General features: G+C 57.4%; 19 protein-coding genes and 1 pseudogene. 11 read left to right on the top strand and 9 right to left on the bottom strand.

Annotation, left to right across the window (positions count from 1 at the left end; genetic code table 11):
• The first annotated feature begins 3 nt into the window (after positions 1 to 3).
• Positions 4 to 1,242 (top strand): NAD(P)/FAD-dependent oxidoreductase, encoded by a 1,239-nt coding sequence (locus O7A61_RS01075; RefSeq protein ID WP_337128037.1) that lies wholly within the window; start codon positions 4 to 6, stop codon positions 1,240 to 1,242.
• A 568-nt stretch (positions 1,243 to 1,810) separates the two neighbouring features.
• Positions 1,811 to 3,463: an MFS transporter gene (locus O7A61_RS01080; protein WP_337128038.1), complete on the top strand. Its 1,653-nt coding sequence runs from the start codon at positions 1,811 to 1,813 to the stop codon at positions 3,461 to 3,463.
• Positions 3,464 to 3,839: 376 nt separating this feature from the next.
• On the opposite strand, the gene dddP is transcribed toward O7A61_RS01080, so the two are convergent.
• The 6 genes from dddP to O7A61_RS01110 all read right to left on the bottom strand — a co-directional run bounded on the left by dddP (position 3,840) and on the right by O7A61_RS01110 (position 11,538).
• A complete protein-coding gene (gene dddP, locus O7A61_RS01085) occupies positions 3,840 to 5,171 on the bottom strand; it encodes a dimethylsulfonioproprionate lyase DddP (protein WP_337128039.1) in 1,332 nt (443 codons plus the stop codon).
• Positions 5,172 to 5,307: 136 nt separating this feature from the next.
• Positions 5,308 to 6,351, bottom strand: a complete 1,044-nt coding sequence (locus tag O7A61_RS01090; protein WP_337128040.1) for a GlxA family transcriptional regulator — start codon at positions 6,349 to 6,351, stop codon at positions 5,308 to 5,310.
• A gap of 27 nt (positions 6,352 to 6,378) precedes the next feature.
• Positions 6,379 to 7,071 carry a corrinoid protein gene (locus O7A61_RS01095; RefSeq protein ID WP_337128041.1) on the bottom strand — a complete coding sequence of 231 codons (693 nt, stop codon included), beginning with the start codon at positions 7,069 to 7,071 and terminating at the stop codon, positions 6,379 to 6,381.
• Positions 7,072 to 7,170: 99 nt separating this feature from the next.
• On the bottom strand, positions 7,171 to 8,820 hold the full coding sequence (locus O7A61_RS01100; RefSeq protein WP_337128042.1) for an ABC transporter substrate-binding protein: 1,650 nt from the start codon (positions 8,818 to 8,820) through the stop codon (positions 7,171 to 7,173).
• A 41-nt stretch (positions 8,821 to 8,861) separates the two neighbouring features.
• Complete coding sequence (locus tag O7A61_RS01105; protein ID WP_337128043.1) at positions 8,862 to 10,400, bottom strand: trimethylamine methyltransferase family protein; 1,539 nt, start codon at positions 10,398 to 10,400, stop codon at positions 8,862 to 8,864.
• Positions 10,401 to 10,629: 229 nt separating this feature from the next.
• Positions 10,630 to 11,538 (bottom strand): LysR substrate-binding domain-containing protein, encoded by a 909-nt coding sequence (locus O7A61_RS01110; RefSeq protein WP_337128044.1) that lies wholly within the window; start codon positions 11,536 to 11,538, stop codon positions 10,630 to 10,632.
• 266 nt (positions 11,539 to 11,804) lie between these two features.
• On the opposite strand from O7A61_RS01110, the gene O7A61_RS01115 reads away from it, so the two are divergent.
• The 7 genes from O7A61_RS01115 to O7A61_RS01145 all read left to right on the top strand — a co-directional run bounded on the left by O7A61_RS01115 (position 11,805) and on the right by O7A61_RS01145 (position 19,338).
• The gene (locus O7A61_RS01115; RefSeq protein WP_337128053.1) at positions 11,805 to 13,013 is read left to right on the top strand and encodes an NAD(P)/FAD-dependent oxidoreductase; all 1,209 of its coding nucleotides are present in this window, start codon (positions 11,805 to 11,807) and stop codon (positions 13,011 to 13,013) included.
• Positions 13,014 to 13,030: 17 nt separating this feature from the next.
• Entirely contained in the window at positions 13,031 to 13,903 is an 873-nt protein-coding gene (locus tag O7A61_RS01120) for a dihydrodipicolinate synthase family protein (protein WP_337128045.1), read from the top strand.
• Between the two features lie 33 nt (positions 13,904 to 13,936).
• On the top strand, positions 13,937 to 14,551 hold the full coding sequence (locus O7A61_RS01125; protein ID WP_337128046.1) for a short chain dehydrogenase: 615 nt from the start codon (positions 13,937 to 13,939) through the stop codon (positions 14,549 to 14,551).
• 49 nt (positions 14,552 to 14,600) lie between these two features.
• Positions 14,601 to 15,335 carry an SDR family NAD(P)-dependent oxidoreductase gene (locus O7A61_RS01130; RefSeq protein WP_337128047.1) on the top strand — a complete coding sequence of 245 codons (735 nt, stop codon included), beginning with the start codon at positions 14,601 to 14,603 and terminating at the stop codon, positions 15,333 to 15,335.
• 110 nt (positions 15,336 to 15,445) lie between these two features.
• Positions 15,446 to 16,768, top strand: a complete 1,323-nt coding sequence (gene gabT, locus O7A61_RS01135) for a 4-aminobutyrate--2-oxoglutarate transaminase (protein WP_337128048.1) — start codon at positions 15,446 to 15,448, stop codon at positions 16,766 to 16,768.
• Positions 16,769 to 16,777: 9 nt separating this feature from the next.
• A complete protein-coding gene (locus tag O7A61_RS01140) occupies positions 16,778 to 17,095 on the top strand; it encodes an ABC transporter permease (protein ID WP_337128049.1) in 318 nt (105 codons plus the stop codon).
• Entirely contained in the window at positions 17,092 to 19,338 is a 2,247-nt protein-coding gene (locus tag O7A61_RS01145) for a N,N-dimethylformamidase beta subunit family domain-containing protein (protein WP_337128050.1), read from the top strand. The genes O7A61_RS01140 and O7A61_RS01145 overlap by 4 nt, the downstream gene beginning before the upstream one ends.
• A gap of 121 nt (positions 19,339 to 19,459) precedes the next feature.
• Here O7A61_RS01145 and O7A61_RS01150 read toward each other — a convergent pair whose 3' ends face one another.
• From O7A61_RS01150 to O7A61_RS01160, 3 genes and pseudogenes are all read right to left on the bottom strand, one after another.
• Positions 19,460 to 19,870: a VOC family protein gene (locus O7A61_RS01150; RefSeq protein WP_337128051.1), complete on the bottom strand. Its 411-nt coding sequence runs from the start codon at positions 19,868 to 19,870 to the stop codon at positions 19,460 to 19,462.
• Between the two features lie 14 nt (positions 19,871 to 19,884).
• Complete coding sequence (locus O7A61_RS01155) at positions 19,885 to 20,421, bottom strand: choline/carnitine O-acyltransferase (protein ID WP_337128054.1); 537 nt, start codon at positions 20,419 to 20,421, stop codon at positions 19,885 to 19,887.
• Between the two features lie 36 nt (positions 20,422 to 20,457).
• Positions 20,458 to 20,772 (bottom strand): annotated as a pseudogene (locus tag O7A61_RS01160) (aminotransferase class III-fold pyridoxal phosphate-dependent enzyme); the annotation flags it as partial.
• A 737-nt stretch (positions 20,773 to 21,509) separates the two neighbouring features.
• Here O7A61_RS01160 and O7A61_RS01165 point away from each other — a divergent pair.
• Positions 21,510 to 23,162: an ABC transporter substrate-binding protein gene (locus O7A61_RS01165; protein WP_442921031.1), complete on the top strand. Its 1,653-nt coding sequence runs from the start codon at positions 21,510 to 21,512 to the stop codon at positions 23,160 to 23,162.
• A gap of 432 nt (positions 23,163 to 23,594) precedes the next feature.
• Positions 23,595 to 23,894: a hypothetical protein gene (locus O7A61_RS01170; RefSeq protein ID WP_337128052.1), complete on the top strand. Its 300-nt coding sequence runs from the start codon at positions 23,595 to 23,597 to the stop codon at positions 23,892 to 23,894.
• Positions 23,895 to 24,129: the final 235 nt, after the last annotated feature.

Below are 24,129 nucleotides of genomic sequence, written 5' to 3' on the forward strand. Positions count from 1 at the left end.
CCGATGCAGGACGATGTCGTCATAGTGGGCGGCGGCCAGGCCGCGTTGTCGTGCGCCGTGCGTCTTCGCGAGGCGGGGTATTCAGGTCCCGTTACAATTGTGGGCGACGAGCCTTGGCTGCCATACCAGCGGCCGCCACTGTCCAAGGCCTATTTGCTTGGTCAGACCACGGCCGATCGGCTGCAATTTCGCCCGAGGGAATTCTACGAGAAGGTGGGCATCGACCTGCAAGTTGGACAGCGTGTCATCAAGATTAATCCCGCCGAGCGTCTCGTCACGCTGGAGAACGGCAAGAACATCCCTTTTGGCAAACTTGTTTTGGCTACCGGTTCGCGGGCCCGCGCTTTACCAGAGACCATGACACGGGGCCTAGACGGCGTCTTCACGCTGAGAGGCGTCACAGATGCCGATCATCTTTGCGAAGCTCTGGTCGCGGCGAAGCACATCTTGGTCATTGGCGGTGGTTATGTTGGCCTGGAGGTTGCATCGATCGCTGCCAGAATGGGGAAAAAAGTCACCGTCATCGAAATGGCGGGCCGCGTTCTCAACCGTGTTGCGGGCGTTCCGACCGCCCTTGCGGTCAGCGAACTGCACCGCCGAAATGGTGTGAATCTCGTCACCAACGCGACATTGCAGGGCTTCTTGAATGATGGTGGCCGAGTGGCAGGTGTCTCGTTAACCAACGGCACCAAGGTCGAGGCAGACATGGTGCTCGTTGCTATCGGAGGGGTCGCGAACGCGGAGGTTGCGGCCGATGCTGGCCTCGTCGCTGCGAATGGCATCATGGTCGATGGTTTTTGCCAGACGTCTGCGCCGGACATCTATGCAGCCGGGGACTGCGCGGTCTTTCCCTTCTATGGTCGCTCGATCCGACTGGAATCCGTGCAGAATGCCGTCGAGCAAGGCGTTGCCGTCGCAAACTCCATTTTGGGCAAGCCGGTCAGCTACGACCCGGTCCCTTGGTTCTGGAGCGATCAGTACGACACCAAACTGCAGACTGCAGGGCTTCCGCTCGAGTATGACGAAATCGTCTCGCTCGGCAGCGGGGAGGGGAGCGGTTCTGCCTTTTGGTATTTCCGCGACGGTTTTGCGGTGGCCGTCGACACGATGAATGACGCAAAGACCCACATGGCCGCCAGGCGAATTTTTGGAGCGCGTGTAAAACTACAGCGCGAGCTGCTCCTGGAACCAGAGTTTGACCTTCTGCAGTACGCCAGAGTCGCGGGAGCCGCGTCATCTTGATGCGAGATGGACTGGCTGTGTCATCACATCTGGAAGGCAACTGTGAGCGGAGGCGCGGCCGCGCAGAGAGACAGCAGAAGGGGACCCAAATGCGTAAGTTTCTACAGCAGCTGCGTAGCCTGATTCTAAACTCAATGGATGATTTCTCGGAGGATCATGCTCTCATGACGGTATCGGGTTGTGGAATGATTTGCTTTGATGTCAGCGATGGCCGAACGGTACTGGCACCCATACCAATGCAGTCGAACTGCTACCGGACCCCTAGCTTGGTGTGGCGGTCTGTCGTTCGCTTTTCAGAAGGCTGAACCTGCGAGAGCGTCAACTGCCTTGAGCGGGACAAGATGACAGGATCGCTTTGATGGATTCAGTATTTGTCATTGTCTTGGGTCCATCGCAAACCAACCGCTCTCCGCGCGGCAGGACGTCGCGATTGGCTGTGCGCGAAAGCTGCCGAGGAGTTATAACTTCTTCTAGGCACCTGTAATGCCCTGATCTTGCCATTCACCATAGGCATGTGCGCCAAAGAGAATCTTCGCGACGTGTATACGAAAAGAGAGGCTCGGCCCAAATGAGCAGGGTGGTGCGCGCGGACGCGGCTTCCGTTTCGTCGGCGACCTTCGCGCCGCTTGAGAACCCCATTTTTCGGACGATCTGGCTTGCCGCACAGGTGTCCAGCCTGGGCTGGCTGATGCAGACCGTTGCGACCAGTTGGCTGATGGCGACCATCTCGACCTCAGACGTGATGGTTGCCCTGGTTCAGACTTCCACGACGCTTCCTATTTTCATTCTGTCGATCTTCGCCGGGGCCATCGCCGACAATTTCAGCCGTCGCAAGGTGATGGCCCTCGGCTGGTGCCTTATAGCGTTGTCGTCGACGATGCTCACGGCTCTTGTGGGGCTTGGCTTTTACAATCCGTGGATAATCCTTGCATTTAGCTGTTTGGCTGGATGTGGCGCCGCCTTTACTGATCCGGCCTGGCACGCCTCGGTCGGCGACATTCTGCGCAAGCGCGAAGTTCCGGCTGCGGTCACGCTGATCTCGGTCGGCTACAATGCCGTGCGAAGCATCGGGCCGGCGCTCGGCGGCATCATTGTTGCCTCGTTTGGACCACTGACGGCGTTCGCCGTGGCGACGCTGACCTACTTGGCGATCCTGTGGGCCATAGGGAGCCGTGAATGGAGTGGTAGCCCTTCGCCTCTTCCTCGTGAGTCGCTGACCACCGCCATTCATGACGGAGCGCGCTTTACTGCGCTTTCGTCGGAGATCAAGGCCGCAATCGCGCGCGGAACGCTTTTTGGCCTGACAAGCATCTCGATCCTGGCACTGCTGCCGCTGGTCGCCCGCGATCAGTTGGGGGGAGGCCCGATCGCTTATGGCATTCTTATGGCCGGCTTTGGGGCGGGCGCCTTGTGCGCCGGCATCTCTAACAACGTGCTTCGACGGTCGCTGTCACAGGAGCGGCTGACAACACTGGCGTGCGTCTCCTGCGCGGCGTGCTGCCTGGCGCTTGCATTCACGCCCTCGCTGGCGGTAGCGGCACTCGCCTTGACGTTCGGTGGCGCGGGCTGGGTTGTCACCTGGACGGGGCTGGACGTCAGCGTGCAATTGTCGAGTCCACGCTGGGTCGTCGGTCGCACGCTGTCGATCTACTCTGCCCTCTCGTCGGGCGGCATCGCGGCCGGCAGCTGGCTGTGGGGCATGGTAGCCGAGACCTATTCGCTCACCTTGGCGCTGGAAAGCTCCGCTGGCGCTCTCCTGCTGGTTGCTGCCACCGGTCTCCTGCTGCCAATCCGGCAATGGAAAGAAACCGACCAGGATCCATTTGGCTTTGAAACGCCGCAGCTCGCCCTAGACCTGAAGTCAAGAAGCGGCCCGATCCTCGTTAAGATCGAGTACTCGATACCGGAGGCGAATGTCGAAGCCTTCCTGGACCTGATGCGGGAACGCCGCCGGGTGCAAAGCGGCGTGGGCGCCCGGCACTGGAATCTCCAGCGCGATCTGCAGGAGCCGTTGCTTTGGACAGAGACATTCCGCACCCCGACCTGGATGGATTACCTTCGCCTCAACCATCGCCTCACCGCGGCGGACAAAGAACTGGATCAGAATCTGCTCGAACTGCATGTGGGAGAGGGGCCACCTCGCACCAGGCTTTCGATTGAGCGTCCAACCGGAGCAAATCGAAGGCGTCATGATTCAACTGGCTTCTTTTTGCGGCGTTGATCGCGTCGCAGTTTAGCTACACACGGGGCGGGATGATGACCCAAGCTGAGCTCCTTTTGATAGGCAGGTCCGAACATTGCGCTAGAAATGGGCAGTTCCGGACAGTTTTGTATTGATCTCAACGCACTGGCCGGTCCAATAGCCGAATTGCAGCGGAGTGGCGACGACGACGCGAACGGTGGTCGTGCTGTTTCGACGTATCCAATGTCTGCCTCGTTTAGACCGACGCCCACTGGTCGCCGTTCTCGACGCCTCACCGACTTCAGTGCCGCAAATTGCCTTAACGCCCGACCATACCGTTTACGTCGTCGCCTTACCGACTTCGGTCAGAAAAGCTCTCTGAATTTGCGCCCATTGTTACGACCATGCTGATAGTCTAGCTGATCAAAGCAGGATCAAATGGGCAATTTGTCAGGTTTTCAAATCCACTTTCTGTTATGAGGACCTGCTCCTCCAGCTTGACGCCTTCCCGTCCACCAACGGCGCCAATATAGGCCTCCACACAGAGGGTCATCCCTGGTTGAAGTGAGTAGTCAAATGCACCGGGTATGAAGTCCTCGGGATATAAAATCGCGGGATACTCATCACACAATCCGATGCCATGCATCATCACGCCATATCGCTGGTCGACGAACTCCGGAGGGAGTTTATGGCTACGTTCCATGAGCTCAGTGAACGAGACGCCAGGCTTCAGCATGGCCATATTCGTCATTACGTGCTCATAAGCGATAGCGTGCAACTTTCGCTGTTCCTCGGTGGGCCGGCCGTCCCCACAGTACCAGGTGCGAGAGAAATCCGCACACATCCCATAGGGACCGACCATGTCCGTATCGAACGCAACGAGATCCCCTGAAACAATTCGCCGGGGCCCCGCCTCATGCATCCATGGATTCGTACGCGGGCCCGACGTCAAAATGCGTGTTTCGATCCACTCGCCTCCACGGGCGATGTTCTCGGCATGAAGAACTGACCACAACTCAGTCTCAGCGATGCCTGGCCGCAAGCGCTCACGCATCTTGGCTACAGCTATTTCGCAGGTGGCGAGGGAACACCGCATCGCATTGATTTCGTCGACCCCCTTGATGGCACGGGCGTGTTCCATCATTTGCATGCCGTTGCAAACCTCGATGCCCAATTTATCGAGCGCGCGCAGTCCGGGAATTTCAATCTTGTCGATCGCGAGCCGCCTGTTACTGCCCCCGGCACGTCGCAGGAGCTCGTCGATCTGCGCCGCGAACCCTTCGGCAATTGCTTGCTCCTCATCTCCTGCCACAAAGTAATAAAATCCTGCCCCGCCATCCCGAATTTCGTTGATTAGGGGAAGGTGTGTCGAAAGGTGGCTGCATCGATGGAAATCCCAAAGAACAACATGCCCGTCTGCCGCAATGAACACTGCTCGCGATGGGTTGTGCATGGTCCAGATATGCATGTTCGAAGAATCCGACGCATACCTTATATTCAAGGGGTCAAAGCAAAGTACGCCTGCATAGTCCCTTTGCCGGAGTTGTTGCACGATACGGTCAAGCCGCGTTCCGCGCATGCGTTCGAGGTTCGGGGTTGTCAGGCCAAGAGCGGCCCACTCGGCGAACGCTACATCCGTAGGTCCAATCTCAGCTCGATCGTTGTCATCAACGCTTCCATCGGGCTTCAACCCTGTCCCGCCACGCGTCGGATCGATCTTGTGGTTAGCGATTGAGAACGAGGACATTCAGGCTTTCCAGGAGAGTGATGAGAGGGAGGATCTAGGCCCAGATTGATAGGATCCGACAGGCGGAAAAAATAGCGGCAGACATAAAGCCTATTCATCCGGTGCTAGGGTTTCCGTCAAATTCTTGGTGGCTCGTTCAGCTCCGGCAGCCACTAGGATTCAAGCCAAATGCATTCCGGAAACATTTTGAGAAATGTGAGGCAGATGCGAAGCCACAGGCGATTGCGATCTCGACAACCTGCAACTCCGTTTGTTCGATTAGCCTCTTCGCGCGTGCTAATCTTAGATGAAGATAGTATCGCATCGGCGATGAGGAGACCGATCGATGGAAAAGCCGCTCGATCTGACGTTGTGACAGGCCGACGCATTTCGCGATGTCGCGCAATGGCAGAGGATCCTCGATATGCTCTTCCATGATCCGGATAACCTCGGCGATCGGCTTGAGAATACCTGTGCCATTCGCATGGTTCGTCCCGTGGCTCGTCCATTGTCTGTCAGAAGCTGAGCGCCAATGTCCGGCAGTCGTGTGCCGGCATACAGCCAAAGCGGTCTCTCTCCCGAGACGTTCTGCGATCAGTTCCATCACAAGATCGAAGGACGCGAATTCCCCAGCGCAGGTTACCAGGCGCGTATCTCGCACAAACAGTGTGTCGTTCACATCGATGCGAACAAACGCCTCGGAAAGCGCGGCTCGCTTGTCCCAGTGAATTGTGCATGTGGTATCGTCGAGCAATCCCGTCTCCGCGAGAAGCCAGGTTGCGGTGCCCAGAGCTACGATCGGAATTCCCTGCCTATTGCAAAGGCGAAGTGTTTTGCTGAGGGATGCTGATGTCTGGTTCTCGACGTGATCTCCGGCGCAGACAATCACCATGCTTGGCCCGTCGAGCGCCTGAATGCATTTGCCCAGGCTGGCGAAATCGGCGCCAACCGACAGGTTGAAGCCACTTGCGCACTCCACCGGCCGGCCATCAGCACTAGCGACCGTCCATGCGAAGGACGGTCGGCCAGAGACTGAATTGGCTAGCCGCAGAGGATCCACGAAGGATGAAAGGCTAAGCTGTGAAAAACCGGGCAATATCAGGATGACTAGTCGAAATATGCTTTCCCCAGTGTCGATAACGGGTCGGCGATGAGGCCTCACAATCCGCGAACGCTCTCCAGCTGAAAACGGGGCATTCATGAGCAAATCTCTCTCGTTCGCGAGTGATTAACCGCGGACGTTGTGCTTGCGCTTCATAAAGTCCTTTGCCGTCTCGACAGCCACCGCGGCGTCGCGGCAATAGGCGTCGGCGCCGACGGCCTTGCCGAATTCCTCGTTGAGCGGCGCACCGCCGACCAGCACGACATAATCGTCCCGGATGCCCTTTTCCTTCATCGTGTCGATGACGACCTTCATATAGGGCATGGTCGTAGTGAGCAGCGCCGACATGCCGATAATGTCGGGCTGGTGCTCCTCGATCGCAGCCATGTATTTTTCGACCGCATTGTTGATGCCGAGGTCGATGACGTCGAAGCCAGCACCCTCCATCATCATGCCGACGAGGTTCTTGCCTATGTCATGGATGTCGCCCTTGACGGTGCCGATGACCATCTTGCCCTGCTTGGGCGCGCCGGTGGCGGCGAGCAGCGGGCGCAGGATGAACATGCCGGCCTTCATAGCATTGGCCGACAACAGCACTTCGGGCACGAACAGGATGCCGTCGCGAAAATCCTCGCCGACGATACGCATGCCTTCGACCAGCGCCTCGGTCAGCACCGTGTAAGGCACCCAGCCGCGCTCGAGAAGGATATGCGTTCCTTGCTCGATCTCTTCCTTCAACCCGTCATAGAGGTCGTCGTGCATCTGCTGCACCAACTCGTCATCGGAAAGCTCGGAAAGAACGATCTCGTCGTCGGACATAGTGAATTGCCTCGCAATGTGTGAATTACAAAAAATCGGTACCCTTCCGCGTTGAAGAAAGGGTACCGATCAGGCTTCCGGCTCAGCCTTGGGAGTTCGTCAGGCTGCCAGCCAGACTTTTTGCAGATCCATCTGGAAAGTCTGGTGGATCGCGTAATTCTGGACCTTCTTGCCCATATGGCCGTAGAGGCTTTGCCAGAACGGTTGGATGATGACACCGGAATCCTGCATGATGGTTTCGAGTTCCTTCATGAGTTCTCTCCGCTTGGCGGGATCACTTACCGAGAAGGCCTTCTTCAGTTTTGCGTCGAAGTCGGGATTGGAATAGGCCGTCTCGTTCCATGCCTCGCCGGTCCGGTAAGCCAGCGCAAGCACCTGAACGCCGAGCGGCCGCATGTACCAGACCGTCAGCGAATAAGGGTACTTCGACCAGTCGTTCCAGAAGGTCGAGCCCGGCAGGACGGTGCGCTTCACCTTGAAACCGGCCTCACGCAATTGAGCCGCGATCGCGTCACCGGTATTCTTCTGCCAGTCCTCGTCGATCGAGATCAGCTCATGCTCGAAGTCGGCATGTCCGGCCTCAGCCATCAGTTTCTTCGCGCCCTCGAGGTCACGGGTCTTCTTGGGCAGCGCATAATACTCCGGATGGATTGGGCTGACGTGATGATTTTCGCCGACTGTGCCACGTCCGGCGTATCCGAGCTGCAGGACAGCATTGTTGTCGACCGCCATTTGCAAGGCATTTCTGACCTTCTTGTCGTCGTATGGCTTGTTGGCGGTGTTCGTCCGGCATACCAGTGTCGTTGCGGTGGCGACCTCCGACTTGACGACATTCATCTTGTTCAAAATGTCAACGAAATCCGCCGGCGTTTCGAGATTGACATCGATTTCCCCGGAATCGAATGCGGAAACCGTGGCCTGGAAGTCGGTGCCGTAGTCTATGAACTGAACACCATCAAGCAGGGCTTCGCCTCCCCACCATTTGCCGTTTCCACGGCGCTTGACTTCAGCCTTGCTGCCGACCGAGTACGAAACCAGCTCGAACGCCCCCGTTCCGATCGGCTTTGCCACTGGGTCGGCACCCGTCGAATCGAAGCTGTGATGCACGACCAGGCCGGGGTAGTCGGTGAAGTTGGCTATGATCGCGATGTCCGGTTCGCTGAGCTTTAGCTTGACCGTATGATCGTCGACCTTGACGATCGCACCGTCTCGAGCCTTACCAGATTTGGTGTCGATCAGACCACCGACGCGAGCCGCCATCGAGTTTCCGGAAACGCCCTTGTCGCACCAGCGCGTAAGGTTGAAAATCACATCGTCCGCGTTGAACGCGTCGCCATTATTCCAGGTTACACCCTTACGCACATGGAAAACGTATTCCGTTGCGTCCTCGTTGACCTCCCAGCTCTCAAGCAGAACTGGTTCGAATGTGAATTCATGCGTGTAACGGACCAGAGGCTCCAGCCAGCAACGCGAGATGTTGGCCAGTTCGACCCAGTCATAGGTGCGCGGATCTTTCTGCGCCTTGACAGGCATCGACACGCGCAGCGTGCCGCCCTTGGTAGGCTCCGCGGCGTAAGCAGCCTTGGGTAGCGTCACGCCGATCAGGCCATAAGCCATCGCGGCAGAGGCGCCGAAGGTGCTTGCAAGCGCCAGGAATTCGCGCCGATCCATCCTGCCGGCCTTCACCTCGTTCGCCATCGTCGCGACCGAAGCGGGGACACTATCCCCGTTGCTTCTGAAAAATCCCATTTCCTGCTCCCTTTGTTATGTTCCCAATTGATTTTCGGAGGCTAGGCGATGCTTGGAGAAATTTCCTCCTGGCGCTTCGCCACAAAGGCGTCGAGCTCCTCGCGCACGGCCGGGTCCATGGAGGGTTGTTCGTAACTGGCGATGATCGTCTTCGCCTTTTCCCGACAACGTTGCGCCATGTCCTGCGACCCCTTCACTTTCCACTGTTCGTAGCTGAGGTAGTCCAGGATCTCGGGTGCGATAAAGGCGTCCTTGAAGCGTTTGAGGGTGAAGGCGTCGCCGAGATAGTGCCCACCCGGACCGATGCGCCGAACCGCTTCAAGAGCATCATCAAAATGATCGAAATTTATCCCCCGAGCGTATTTCTCCATCAGAAGGTTCTGTTCAGCATCGGCGACGAACTTGGCCATACAGCAGACGAGGCCGGCTTCATCCCAGCCGCCCGCATGCATCATCAAGTTTGCGTTGGCGCTGGCGCCCGACATGTAAGCAACCGCCGATTCGTAGCCGGACTGAGCATCGAAGGTCTTGGCGGACGATTGAGAAGCGGTGGTCCGCCACGGTATCCCGTATCGTCTGGCAAGTTGGCCGATAACCGCGTTGATGAGCGTAACCTCCGGCATCCCGGACATCGGCGCGCCGCTGCGCATCGACACCGAGACCGAGTATTGGCCGTAGATCATATTCGCCCCAGGCCTGACCAACTGGGTGTAAGCAAGGGCGGCGAGCGCCTCTGCATTCAGTTGGGCAATCGTCGCTGGGATGTCGGCCGGAGTGTTGGCGGCCCCGAGCACGAACGGGGAGAGCAGCACCACCTGGTTTGCCTCGACGAATGCGCGAAGTCCTTCGAGCATAGTGGCGTCCCAGACAAGTGGCGAGTTTCCCGACACGTGTCCCATCATCACCGCATTCTGGTCCATAAACGCTTTGCCGTGGACGATCTGCCCCATGGCAATGGAGTCTTCGGCACGCTGCTGCCCGGTCGTGAGACCGAAGAACGGCATGTTGGTCTCAACGAGACTCGAGTGATTGATGTGCAAGTGCCGCCACGGCACCGCAATATCGGTTGGCTCACAGGTGAAGCCGCCCGCGATATGAAATCCGGGCAGCATTTGCGTTAGCCGGTTCATATTTCGCAGATCCCCGATCGTCGAGGCGCGGCGTACGCCCTGCAGGTCGCGGACATTCGGCGCACCCTGCATCGCCCCGAATGTCATCGTATCGAGCGCGATCTCGAAACGCTGCGATTGGTCGCGTGACGTCATTTCGAAACTTGAAGGAGCCTTCGAGATAAGATCCATGACCATCTCGCCTTCAAGGCGAACGCGGTGATCGCGGACATCGGCGCCAGCCTCTTTCCACTGCCTGATGGCGGTCTCGTCCCGGAATTCGATTCCGATTTCGCGCAGGATTGCCAGAGACGCTTGGTGGATGCGCTCTAACTGCACAGCGGTCACCGCTTCAACGGGACGGATCCCGTACCTGATGGTCGAAACCCGGGGCCGCCTCTCTGCTTCACGGGTGGCCACGACCGATGCACGTCCACCTCGGCGTCGGCTTAGGGGAGCATCAGTGTCCATTGTTCGGCCTTCCCAAATGCGGGCAACGCTCCGCGCCACAAACCGGCCATCGTCGCTGCATCCAAGGCGCGAGATGACACGCTCGTGATGATATTGCGACGGGAGAGTTCTGAGAATGAGCAAAAGTTTTCGCTGGTCTTCAATCCAGTTTATACCTGAGCATCTTTAAGGCGCTCACCGTCAGCGCCGATCGTTCGCTTGACGGCCCCGTCGTGCAAGCTAGGCGTTGTTAGGACCGGATTTCACTCGTCTGCTCAAGAAACCAGTCCACCAGAAGCTTGCTCCTCTTGTTTCTGGCAGGATCCTCGCTGGTCAGCAGGAAGAAAGCTCGATCTGTCTTGACCTCGACCGGGACCGGTCGGATGAGAAGCCGATTTTTCAATAGGTGTTGTGCCGTGAGGGACCATCCCAACGAGATGCCTTCGCCAGCAAGAGCTGCCTGGAGGGTCAGTTGGTAGTCATTGAAGACGATGTCTGTTTTGATTTCAGTGGGATCGCCCCCCGCCAGCTCAACCCACTCTGGCCAACCCATCCTCTTGCGGAAAGCATCGGACGAGTGGATCAGCTGATGTTGGAGGAGATCATCGACCGACTGAGGGGAGGGATGGGACAAAAGATAGGCAGGTGAGCAGACTGGAAAGACGATTTCATCACAAACAAACCAGCTGTTTGCCCTGCTGAAATCCCGCGGCCGCACCCAAACCGTCACGTCAACTTCATGATCGGGTTCGGCGTCCCGGTCCGTGGCGACAACTTTGATCTTAACGTCTGGGTGCTCCTGTTGAAAGTGATACAGCTGCGGCGCAAGCCAATGGGCCGCCAAGGAAGTGGACGCCGCGAACGTGACATACTTCGTCCCGCGATCGGAGATGACCTCGAGCCTCTGCTCTAGCCGGCGGAAACTCGTTCGCACTTCGTCATAGAGCTGGCGTCCGGCTTCGGTCAGCTGAACTCCACGATTGTCGCGGGCGAACAGGAGGATCCCACAATGCTTTTCGAACATCTTGATGGAATGTGAGACGCTTGGCTGCGTCACGTTCAATTCCCGGGCTGCGCTCTTGAAACTGAGCGTACGAGCGGCCGCTTCGAAGACGAAGAGCGAATGCGTCGAGGGAACCAGACTGCGAAGCGTGGACATGAAGCAGCTCTATATCAGCCGCGATCTTTTCCGTCTACCAGCCTCCTCTCTGATGGTCTATTCGAGCACTGAGACAACACGAGCGTGACCGTCACAGGTCACCATCACAGAGCGAGTTGGCAGTGAGTTCGAGCGACCAGAATTTGGGAAAGCGGATACCCGTCGAGCCGCCGCATCCGGAGCCTACTCGGTCAGGCTGGTATATAGCTTCCGGACCAGAATTGCCCCTGGTTCCGCAGGCAGGTGATCGAGCCTGTGATTGCTTGGTGATTGGCGGCGGCTGGATGGGGCTGCACGCAGCGCGTCGATATGCAGAACTCAATCCAGATAGCTCCGTGGTTCTGGTGGACGCCGGTCGCATCGGAGATAATGCATCCGGCCGATGCATGGGCTTCGTGATCGATCTGGCTCATAACCCCCGCAAACAGGACTTTGTCGAAGACATCAGGGGCAACAAGGAGGAGTTGTTCGTCAACCTTGACGGGATCGCCTACATCCGCAGCGCGGTTGAAGAACAAGGGGTCGATTGTGACTGGGATCCGCAGGGCAAATATCATAGTGCTGCCACCCCGCACGGTGCTGAAGATTTGAAGCGCTTTTCCGAGGCGCTGGACAAGCTAGGACAGAATTACAGCTGGGTTGAGCGCGAGGAGATCCGTTCCCTTACCGGGAGCAACCATTATATTCGGGCTTTGCATCATCCTGGCACTATCCTGTTACAACCCGCAAAGTACCTCAAGGATGCCGTCAGGCGCCTGCCTTCGAATGTGGTGGTTCATGAAAATACGCCGATAACCTCGGTTCAATTCGGCGCTCCCAAGCATGTCTGCGAGACCCCCACGGGGACGCTGCGTCCGTCCAAGGTCATAATCTGTGCCTCTGGTTATCTGACAAGATTTGGCTTTTTCGAAAATCGTGCAATCCCGCTCTATACGTTCGCGAGCATGACGCGGCAGCTGACAGAAAATGAGCTATCACGCGCCGGCAGCAAAGCGGCTTATGGGCTCATTCCGGCAAACAGCTTTGGCACGACGGTCCGACGTACGGTCGATAACCGTCTATTTCTCCGCAACGTCTACGCCTATGCCAGAGACTTCAAGACCACCCGACAGGACGTGATGAAGGCACGACGGGAGCAACAGATCGCATTCGATCGTAGATGGCCTGAACTATCACCGATTGGCTTCGAAGCCAGCTGGGGCGGTCTCCTGACCCTTGCTCAAAACGGTGGGATGGTTTTTGGCGAACTTGACCGGAATGTTTACGGGGCTGCTTTCTGCAACGGCACCGGTGTTGCGCGAGGGGCCGCCTTCGGCAAAGCTATCGCGGAAATGGCCTCGCTGCGAACGTCGCCCGTTATCGATATTTTGAAGACGCGGGCCAGCCCGAGCAAGCCCTACCCAAAGCCGGTGACCGCTATGGGAGTTCGTATTGTAACCGCATTCCGCTTCAGACAAGCCGGTGCTGAAGTCTAACGCTGGAGGGAGTAGTCATGGCGGATCTGAAGGGTATCAACCTCGCGATGCAAACGCCATTCGATGGAAATGGCGTGATCGACTTCGCTGTATTTGAGAAGCTTATCGATCAGTACGTTGAAGCTGGTGTTCATGGCTTGGTTCTTGGTGCTGGAACCGGCCAGCATCCGTACCTGACGGAAGTCGAATGCAATCGCCTGTACGAGGTGGGCGCAAAACGGATCGCGGGGCGATGCAACGTCATCTGCCAGACGTCTGCCCTCAACATGGATGAAGTGATACGGCGCTCGCAGCACGCCGAGTCAGTTGGCGCACAGGCTTTGATGATTTTGCCTCCTTACTTCGAGGGCCCGAGCGATGATGATGGCATCTTCGAATTTTACAGGGCGGTCGATGCAGTCGTAGGCACGGACATCGTCGGATACAACATACCCCAGGCCACGGGCATTTCCGTGTCACCGCAGTTGCTTGAGCGACTTTTTCAGCTGAAAAACTTTAACTACATCAAGGATAGCGCCGGCGATTTTACCGTCCATCAGGAGTTTCTCCAAAAAAGCGGGACTGTTCTAAACGGTGCCGACCCCACGACGGTATATGCTCTCATGGCTGGAGCTCGCGGCGTGATTTGGGGTGCCGCAAACTACATGCCGACCGAAGCTGTTGAACTTTATGATCTCGTCATTGGCGGCAAGTACGAGCAAGCCTTGGCTTTGTGGCAGCGCATGCTGCCGTCGATTCTCTTTATATGGCGCGCGCCCTACACGCCTTCCGTTCTTCGCGCCGCTCAATTGCGTGGCTATGGAACGGGTAACGTACGTCGTCCGCTAAGGAAGCTCTCGGCAGACCAGGATGCTCTTCTGCGGAAATCCCTTGAGGGCTTGGGCAGCTAAGAGGTCAACCAGCATTGCGTCAGTGAGGCCCGCGTGAAAATTGTCCATATAGGCGCCAGCGGCGTGATTGGCAGGGCCGTTGCCGCGGAACTTGGCACCCGGCACGAGGTAATCGCGGTTAATCGAGGCTCCGGCGACTATCAGGTCGATATTGCAGACCCTTCGTCAATCGCGCGGCTGTTTAACCAAACCGGTCACTTCGACGCCCTGATTTGCACAGCTGGTGCGGTCCACTTTGCGACCCTTCAAGAGTTCTCGGTCGAGCAATATTCGATCGGGTTGAAAAGCAAGCTTATGGGACAGGTCAATCTCGTCAGGTCCGGACGGAAGTACCTTCGTGACGGTGGTTCGTTCACCCTGACGTCCGGTCCTACCAATGAAGATCCAATTCCGCTTGGTACATCTTCTGCCATGGTCAACGGAGCCCTTGAAGGGTTCGTTCGCAGTGCTGCGATCGAGCTCCAGAGCGACCGCAGGATCAACTTGGTAAGTCCCACGATGCTGCAGGAATCAACGGCTCTTTACGGGCCGTTCTTTGTGGGCACCAAACCGGTGGCAACGCCAGAGGTGGTGCTTGCATACGTGAAAAGTGTCGAGGGGCGGCAGACCGGATGCGTCTACCGTGTCGGATGGTCGCGGGAGCGATGACGGTGACGAATCGAATCCAAGGGGATCGCAGAGGTTCTGAGGCAGGCCGATGAAAAGGTTTCAAGATAAGGTCGCCCTGGTGACGGGCGGGCGAAGCGGTATCGGCTTCGCAATAGCGCATCGCCTTCGAGAAGAGGGGGCTCGCGTTTTTACCGCGCAACGCGGTGAGGATCGGGAATTCGAAGCCATCAGCGTTGATTTCGCGGTTCCGGAAAGGGCGGGCCACCTCATAGACACAGTGGTGGAGAGGGCCGGGCGGCTCGACGTTCTGGTCAACAATGCGGGGGTCATGCAAGAGGCACTGGTCGAAGAGATGAGGATGGCCGATTGGGAGCGAACCATCGCTGTCAATCTGACCACGCCATTTGCGCTTATCAAATCAGCGATGCCCCATCTGCGGGCGACAGCCGGCACGATTGTGAATGTTGGATCCATCGAGGGACTGGGGTCCAACCCGAAACACGCGGCCTATTGCGCGTCAAAGGCGGGTCTGCACGGCCTGACCCGCGCAGTAGCGATTGACCACAGCCGCGAAGGGGTGCGCTGCAACGCGGTCGCGCCCGGTTGGATCGACACCGCCTTGAACGTGGAGTTCATTGAAAATCTGCCGGATCCCAAGTCATTCCGGGAACGAGTAGGCACCATCCATCCCGTAGGGCGAACAGGGGAGCCGGAGGAAGTGGCGAGCTTGGTTGCCTGGCTGGCCTCCGCCGAAGCGTCCTTTGTCACGGGCCAAGTCTGGACGATAGACGGGGGCCGAATGGCGAAGCTTAGCCTTCCTTGAGCCGACGGCGGCCTTCCCGGCCCAGTAGTTTGGAAGGCGTGGAGGCCGTCTTTTGGAAACCAAGCTTTAAGCAGAAGTCCAAACCTTACAAGACCAAAGGAGCTAACAACATGTCATTGAACACTGCTCTTGACGAGCGTCGCAGAGCCGCGGTTTCCGCGGGCGCCTCTATGTCATTTCCAATTTACGTGGACCGGGCTCAAAACGCGGAACTCTGGGACGTAGAGGGACGGCGATACATTGATTTTGTAGGTGGAATGGGCGCGCTTGCGGTCGGGCACTCAAACCCGGACGTAACTGCCGCGATAGAGGCCCAGCTGAAAAGGTTCAGCCATACTTTCTTTGGAACAGCTCCTTATGAGAGCTATGTCGAGCTTGCGGAGCGTCTCAACAAGCGCTGCAAGGTTGGCGGACCGGCCAAGACCTTGCTCCTCACGACAGGGGCTGAGGCGGTGGAAAATGCGGTCAAGATTTCGCGCGCTTACACAAAGCGCCGCGGAATCATTGTGTTTGGCGGCGCATTTCACGGCCGCACGCTCCTGACCATGGCGATGACAGGTAAGGTCAACCCTTACAAACAGTCTTTCGGCCCGTTCCCGGGGAGCATATATCGCGCACCGTACCCGGATCTGTATCGAGGCGTTAGCGTCGAGCACTGCCTTTCGGCCCTCGAAACGCTGTTTGAAACCGAAATAGAGCCCAGCGCGGTGGCAGCAATTGTCATCGAGCCGCTTATCGGCGAAGGCGGCTACATTCCGTCACCTGTCGAATTCATGGTCGGTATCCGGCGCCTCTGCGACCGCCATGGCATTGTCCTTGTAGCCGACGAAGTTCAGTGCGGCATGGGGCGAAGCGGCCGTCTGTTTGCAATCGAACACACCGGCGTTGAACCCGACCTGATCCTGACGGCCAAGAGTTTGGCGGCAGGAATTCCGCTTGCCGCAGTGGTCGGCAAAGCAGAGATCATGGATAGCGTCGGCGTCGGCGGCTTGGGCGGGACCTATGCGGGGAACCCGCTGGCATGTGCGGCAGCATTGGCGGTCCTGGACGTGATCGACAGGGACAACCTGCTCAATCGTGCCCAGGAGGTTGGGGACCGTCTTAAGGCTGGCTTGCAGCGAATTCAAAAAAAGAGAAATCGCTCGCCGATCGGCGATATCCGTGGGCTCGGGGCAATGATTGGTGTCGAACTGGTCGAGGATGAAGAGACCCGCAAGCCTGCGCGTTCCCTCACGGCCAAGGTGATCGAGGAGGCCGCTGACCGCGGGTTGCTGCTGGCTTCGGCCGGTAGGCACTTCAACGTGATCCGCTTCCTTGTCCCATTGACGATATCGGACGCAGTCATCGACGAATCCCTGCAGATCATCGAGGATGCTATCAATGCCGCGGTGGATGGCGAGGTCGTAAGCTCTCCCTTGGCTCAGGCTGTGTGAGCAAGACCCATGCACGCAGAAACCCCGTCAGAGCAACTCGAATTGGCAGCTGAGTTCCGTCGCGCACCGTTCGGGCATCACAGCCCGAACCTGCAGAAGCTTCTCCGAACCTTCAGGAGCCTTCCGGTCGCTGGGAAACATGCCTTGCTCACCATTCAGCCGAACCGGAGTTGGATGCTGGCAACTCTGACGGGGATTCCAGGCAGTGCCCTAAAAAGGCATGAGGAGGTGATCTTTGAAAACCTGGCCGACGCGGAGTGGTACGTGTTCCGCAAACGTTGGCGACAGCATTTTGGAACGGATTTACCTGACGGAGATCGCTCGTGAGGACGCTCGCTGGTTACGCCAACGTCTTGAGTGCTAAGCCCGGTGACACCATCGAATTCAAGATCAGTTCGATAGGAGAAGCAGATCGGTTTTCTGCCAGGCTGGTGAGACTGATCACCACCGAGGACCACCCCAGCACGGCAGGCCTTATCGAGCGCCCGGTCGACGCGCCGTTCAACAAGGAGTGGCCCGCTCGCAGGCAGCCTATTTACACAGGCTCTTACGGCCTGGTGACGCACGACACGGCATTTTCTGAACTTGCCGATTTCACCTTCCACGCTTGGCTATGGCCCACGCTTCTGGGTTCAAAAGCCCAGACGGTCGCCGGTACATGGGACGAAGAGCGCCGCCATGGCTTTGCGATCCAGATCGATGAAGCGGGCCGGCTGGCGTTTCTGATAGGCGACGGGAAAGGGGCCGTGTCGGCAGTAAACCTCGAAAAACCGTTGCGCGAGCGAAGGTGGGTATTCATCGCGGTTAGCTACAATGCCAAGGAACAAACAGTCGCGCTTCACCAGAGTCCGTTGTGCGACATCGGCGATCTCGACCGCCCCGAAAGTCGTTCATTCAACATTTCTGCAGGCCGAGGAGATATCCCGCAGACATCGTTCCTCATCGGCGGCCATAGGACGTCCTCGCAAAATGGGGTGCTGATTGCCGGCGGGCACTACAACGGGAAGATCGAATCTCCGAAACTCTACGCCTGCTCTTTGAGCGTCGAGGAGACTTCTTCGCTCCGTGACGGCCCCGGAAGCAGTCGGTTGGCCGGACAGGCCGTTGCTGATTGGGATTTCAGCATCGATCAAGGGTCAGACGTCATTCGGGATGTTTCGGGCAAGGGGCTCGACGGCAGGCTCATCAACATGCCGACGCGAGCCATGAAAGGATACAATTGGACCGGGAAGGTTCACGACTGGCGATCCGCGCCGAGCGAATATGGCGCGATCCATTTCCACGATGACGACCTTTACGATGCCGGCTGGGCCACTGACTTTACCTTCACAGTACCGGATGGGCTGGAAAGCGGGGTTTATGCTGCACGCCTCGATGCGCGTAATGCGAGCCCGGCATACGTGATCTTCTTTATTCGCCCGCCCAAGGGGCAAGCAACGACCAAAGTCGTATACCTTGCGTCGACCGCAACTTACACAGCCTATGCCAATCAGAGGCTGATTGCGCGTGACCCGCTCGACGTGATGAGTATGGGTGCGCTTCCGATTTTCGGAGAGGATGACCTCTTCCTTGACGAGAATCCCGAATATGGGAAGTCCCTATACGATCTTCACACAGACGGGAGCGGCGTCTGTTATTCGTCGCGCCTGCGGCCGGTCCTGAATATGTCTCCCAATGCAAAATATTGGTCATTCGGTGGCGACGGATATCTGACCGGTTGGCTCGACGCGCTGGGTATCAATGCAGACGTCATCACGGACGAGGACCTCCACAGCGAAGGAGGGAGCATTCTCGCGCCCTATCACGTCGTCCTGACGGGATGCCATCCAGAGTATGTCTCCCTGGCGATGTGGGACGCCTTGAAGACACATCTGGCTCGGGGCGGGCGCTTGATGTATCTGGGCGGCAACGGCTTTTACTGGAGGACCGCTTTCCACCCGACCTTACCCGGACTGATCGAAGTCCGCCGCGCCGAGGATGGCTCCCGGACTTGGTCAGCTGAACCAGGCGAATACTTCATGAGCACGACAGGAGAATTTGGGGGCCTTTGGCGCCGCCAGGACCGCACGCCTAACCGGCTATTGGGAGTGGGTTTCTGTGCCCAGGGGTTCCAGTCGGGTTCGTACTACCAGTGGGCACCCGGGAGCAACGATCCCCGCGTGGATTTTATATTGAAGGATATCAACCGAGATCGCGTTTTTGGCGATTACGGACTTGCCGGCAACGGGGCTGCCGGACAAGAGCTTGATCGATACGAACCAGAGTTGGGGTCGCCTCAACACGCCGTGGTAATTGCTTCCTCGACGAACCACACCGATTACATGGTCGTGGCTAAGGAAGAATTCGGCGCCATGCATTGGATGATCGGCGGCAGCGAGAACAAAAACGTGCGGTCAGACATTGTCTTCTTCGAAACGACAGGGGGTGGGGCGGTTTTTTCAATCGGCTCGATCTCCTGGTGCATGAGCTTGCCTGTGAACGACTACGACAATGACGTGTCGCTGATGACGCGCAACGTTCTGGAGCGTTTTCGGGACCCAACGCCATTTTCGCTGCCGAAGACGCCCTGATCATCGTTACTCACCTGCGCCCTCTGTAAGCGGCCTCCAGTCCCGAGTTCATTCGCGACAGGATACGTCCGCCCTTCCAGAAACCCTGAACAAGTGCTCTGGATCAAGCGAAAGGCGCGGCTCAAACTCGATGCGGCTCGGTCAGGTAAAGCATGTTGCCATCAGGGTCGAAAAAAGGTCGGTTGCGGTACCAGGTGCCGTTTTGGTGCTTCCATTCCATCCGCTCATTGACCCACACGACCTTGCCATCGAGAGCAGCCTCGGCGGCGTCGAGGTCAGCAACCTCGAATGAGATTGAGTCGAAGCCAGGAAGGTTGTCAGCATTCACGGTGGTCCGCCGAGGAGCATGCTCGCCGTCCCCCGATCTGAAGATGTAAAGCGTGAGATTGCCGAGGTTCAAAGCCGCGTACTGCTCCTCTTTTACATAGGGGAGGTAGAAGGGCAGACCGAGAGTGACATGGTAAAAATCGACGAGCCTCTGCACCTCATGTGTAAGAATGTCCAGATTGTCGAGGCGCTTGAGTTCGAGCACAGAGTTCTCCTCTTTCAGTTGTGGTGAGAGAAAGGTGGTGGGCTTGTCTGACAACGGGAAATCGGCAGATGCCCGATATCACCGTCCTTCCATCGCTCGATACGGAGAGGACCAGCTAGATAGTCAATAGCTGCTCCAGCTCGGAGACGGCCTCTGTGTCGGCGCTCAGCGAATGTATGCATCTGGCCAGCCGTCGGGCGCTGGGCAGCCAGGTAGATATTCAGTCTTTCGGGGAGCAACACATACGGTACTCCGATGTTCTTGGTGCCCGTTGGCCCGAAGCCGAAGTACTGGATGTGCTCTGAAGATGATGAGCTCGTGCTCATGCAAGCGTCGCGCATTGTGAGCCAACCTGGCGAGCTGAAAATTGGCAGGTCACCAATCTCACCGCCACGCCTCATGTGGATATCCCCCACTCGCTCCATTTCAGCTTCCAACGCGGCCGTATCGTTCCATGGGCAGATCTCAACTTCATCGCCACTCTGAGGCCAGCCGGCGTCTGGTCGAGCTGCGTATGGCGGTTGATGCCCAACGGCCGGCATACCCGGCATGTTGGTTCGCAACGGAGCAATCCATCCGTTGAATTGTCCGTCGAACTTTAGGACGCGACGGCGGCCGGTGGCACCACGTGCAATCGCAAGAGCGAGGTGCACGGTTTCACTGCCGGAGGACAGAAATGTCACCATTTCGGCGCAAGGCACAAGGCGCACGATGCGCTCGGCAAGTTCAAGCTCACCTTCGTGAGGGGTACCGAATATCTCGCCCCGCTCCAGCTGTGCGCGCACTGCCTCGATCACCGGCTTGGGTTGATGGCCGAGCAGCATGGGACCCCAACCGGCGAGATAATCAATGTACTCGTTGCCGTCTATGTCATACAGGCGAGACCCCTGGGCGCGGGCGACTACGACGGGGACCGGCCGTTATGCCGCGCGACTGGAAGATGTCACCCCCAGGGGTATTACAGCGCGTGCTCGCTCCATGTACTCGATGGAAGCTGTGAAAGCCTGCGGTGGGAGTACAATGCTGGCATTATGACGGCTGGTCACAGTAGGCCCTCGCAGGCGTTAGTCGGTCGGCCGAGAAACAATGCCAAGAGTGCAAGGCTGGACCCGTACATAGCTGTGAGCCTAGGGTATCGTTTGAGGTCCCAACAATTGCTAAAAAATTCTGGTGATCGTAAACCCAGTCTATACCCAGATCTCCCGTGGGACGCAGGGATGCTCAGCGTTCGTTCACGCCAAGTTCTCGGATATAAAGCTTGGCCATGCCGAGCCGACCCAAATGCTGCATCTGCACCCAGCAACGCGAACCGCAGGGTCAGGCTTTCCCGAGCCACATGGCTGAGCACAAACGGAATACTCTACAGCTAGTCCAGATTTCCCGAAGTCCTACCTAAGGGGGACCGTCGCGGTACACCGACGCGTTGGGCCAGTGTCATTCGACAGCTGGTATCAATAGGATTTAACCCCAGCGAAACTTTTTGAGAATCGTCAACGCTGTCGCGGATTCCTATGATCCAAAGCACCAAAGCCAGTCGGCTGGGTCGACCTTGGAGAGTTCACCACCTGTGAGAACAAATCGACCAGCACCTTCTGGCAGCGCGCGGGGTCGCTCTGGCCAAACAATAGAGGAGGTTCAAGTGGGGTTTTTCAATCTGCAGGGAAAGGCTATGCCTAAGGTGTTCGAAGCTCTTTCCGATGCCGTGAAGAATGACGGCATGGATCGGCGTGAATTTCTGGCGCTTGCTACGATCTTCGGTGCTTCGACGGCTGTAGCCTATGGAATGCTTGGTTCCGTGCCGCAGGCGCGTGCTGATGAAACGCCAAAAAAAGGTGGCACCCTGCGAATTGGAATGTTGGTCTATGGTGCCAAGGACCCAAGGATAAACGATTATTCAGAGATTGCCAATATATACCGGCAATTCCTTGAGCCACTGGTAAAGTATACTGACAGCTATACATTTGAGCCGAGACTTCTCGAGAGTTGGGAAACGAACGAGAAAGCGACAGAATACACACTACATCTCCGTAAAGGGGTTAAGTGGAATAACGGGGACGACTTCACCGCTGACGACGTGATTTTCAACCTGCTGCGCTGGTGCGACAAGGGTGTGTCGGGTAATTCCATGGCAGAACGCATGGCCAGTCTGATCGATAGCAAGACGGGGAAGGCCACGGAAGGAGCCATCACCAAAGTCGATGATCACACCGTCAAGCTGAAGTTAGCCAGATCCGACATCACCATCATTCCCGGCATGGCGGACTACCCTGCGCTCATTGTCCATAGGGATTTTGAAAAGACCGGCTCCGACATCATAGCGCACCCTGTCGGCACCGGACCGTTTGAACTGGTGTCATGGGACGTCAGTCAAAAGGCCGTTCTGAAGCGGCGGGCAAACGGTAGCTGGTGGGGCGGTGAAGCCCTCCTGGACGAAGTTCAGTTCATCGACTACGGCACAGATCCCTCCGCGATCACCAGCGCGTTCGAGTCAGGCGAAATCGACGCGAACTATCATACCTTCGCAGACTATGTGCCCGTTTTCGATAAACTCGGGCTAGTGAAGTCTGAGGCGAAAACGGCCACTACTCTCGTATGCCGCACGCACGTTTCCGCCAAACCGTATGACGATCAGCGGGTGCGTAATGCACTCCAGCTCGCGGTCGACAATTCTGCTGTGCTGCAACTTGCAGTCAATAGCCAGGGCACCGTGGCTGCGAACTATCACGTGGCACCCATCCACCCCGAGTTCTATCCAGTCCCGGAAAAGAAACGAGACGTAAAGGCGGCCAAGGAGCTGATGGCCAAAGCGGGAGCCCTTGATTTTGAGCACGATATCATCACCAGTGACGAAGATTGGCTCAAAAATACGGGCGAGGCCATCGCGGCGCAGTGGCGCGAAGCTGGTTTTAAGGTAAAGCATACCATCATACCCAGCAGTAGCTTCTACAACGATTGGTTGAAATATCCGCTTTCGATCACCAATTGGAATATGCGACCGCTGGGGGTGCAGACCCTCGTGCTCGCCTACCGCAGCGGGGCCGCTTGGAATGAAGCTGGGTGGTCAAGTCCTGAGTTCGATCAGAAGCTCGACGCGGCTTTGACGGTGCCCGATGGGCAAAAGCGTAAGGTGTTAATGCAGGACATTGAGATGCTCCTGCAGGATTCCGGTATCATCATCCAACCTTACTGGCTTTCCCTGTATAATCACTCGACAAAGCACGTCAGAGGCTACTCAATGCATCCGACATTCGAAATCGACCTCGGACGAGTTTGGCTCGACCCAGCCGCTTGAGGCCAACCTATGCTACGTCATAGGTTGCCCCTATCACAGCGAACTCTACCTTTTGTTTTCGGGCTGAGGGCAGTCCGGTGCTATGCGCGCCGGAATTTCTTCAGCGACGGGCGTTGAGGTAATATGCCTTATCGATGGAACAAGGGGCATGATGACGATAAGTCGACGGAGCTGTGGCCCGTGATTGTGGCAATCCTGATCACCATACCTTTGGTCGTCCTGCTTTTTGCTCAGGCATCAGGCGACCCGGACCTTATTCCAACGTCGACCGCTGAGAGGCCACCAATGGTTACTTCCATTGTGTTACCGCCGCGCTAGCGGGCCCCAGTGCTTTATTGGGACACAGGTATACGGTAGGCGGGACGGCGGCTGCCATGAAGTGCCGATCGTGAGCGGAAGAAATCTGCACCGATCGGGTGGACGCCTGAACTGATGGAATTGACGGCGCGACTGGGAAGGAAGCCGGACCGCGATGAGGCGTTTGACAACATCGTCCACCAGCGCATGGAGCGCGGCTCCGGCGCACGCATGCTTCTCGATGCCGCCGATTTCTTCGATATCGACCAGGAACTGGCTGAAAACCTGGGCAAGGAAGTGGATGAAGCCATTTTTTGCCGCAAAGGAGCCAATGAAGGAGGATATCGGCCAAGCCCGAAGGGTTGTCGAACGCGTCATGCGCTTCGGTTCGCTCCGCCAACAGGACGTGCGCATAGGCTCAGATGGACTTGGTGAAGAGGATTGTCGGATGACGATATTCGTTGAAACCCGCGCTGCGCTCACCGTGCGGGCTGCCTTCGGCGGTAAAGATGCGATATCCGGTGCTCGCGGTCGGCAAAGCCGGTGACCTGAGACCCTGAAGCTCCTCCAGTTTTTGGTAGAGTTCGTCCCGCTCAAGGAGACGGACGAATGAAGCGTTCACGGTTCACGGAAGAACAGGTCATCGCGATTTTGAAGGAGCAAGAGGCGG

Source organism: Mesorhizobium sp. Cs1321R2N1, from assembly GCF_037179725.1.
Classification (GTDB): Bacteria; Pseudomonadota; Alphaproteobacteria; order Rhizobiales; family Rhizobiaceae; genus Mesorhizobium; species Mesorhizobium salmacidum.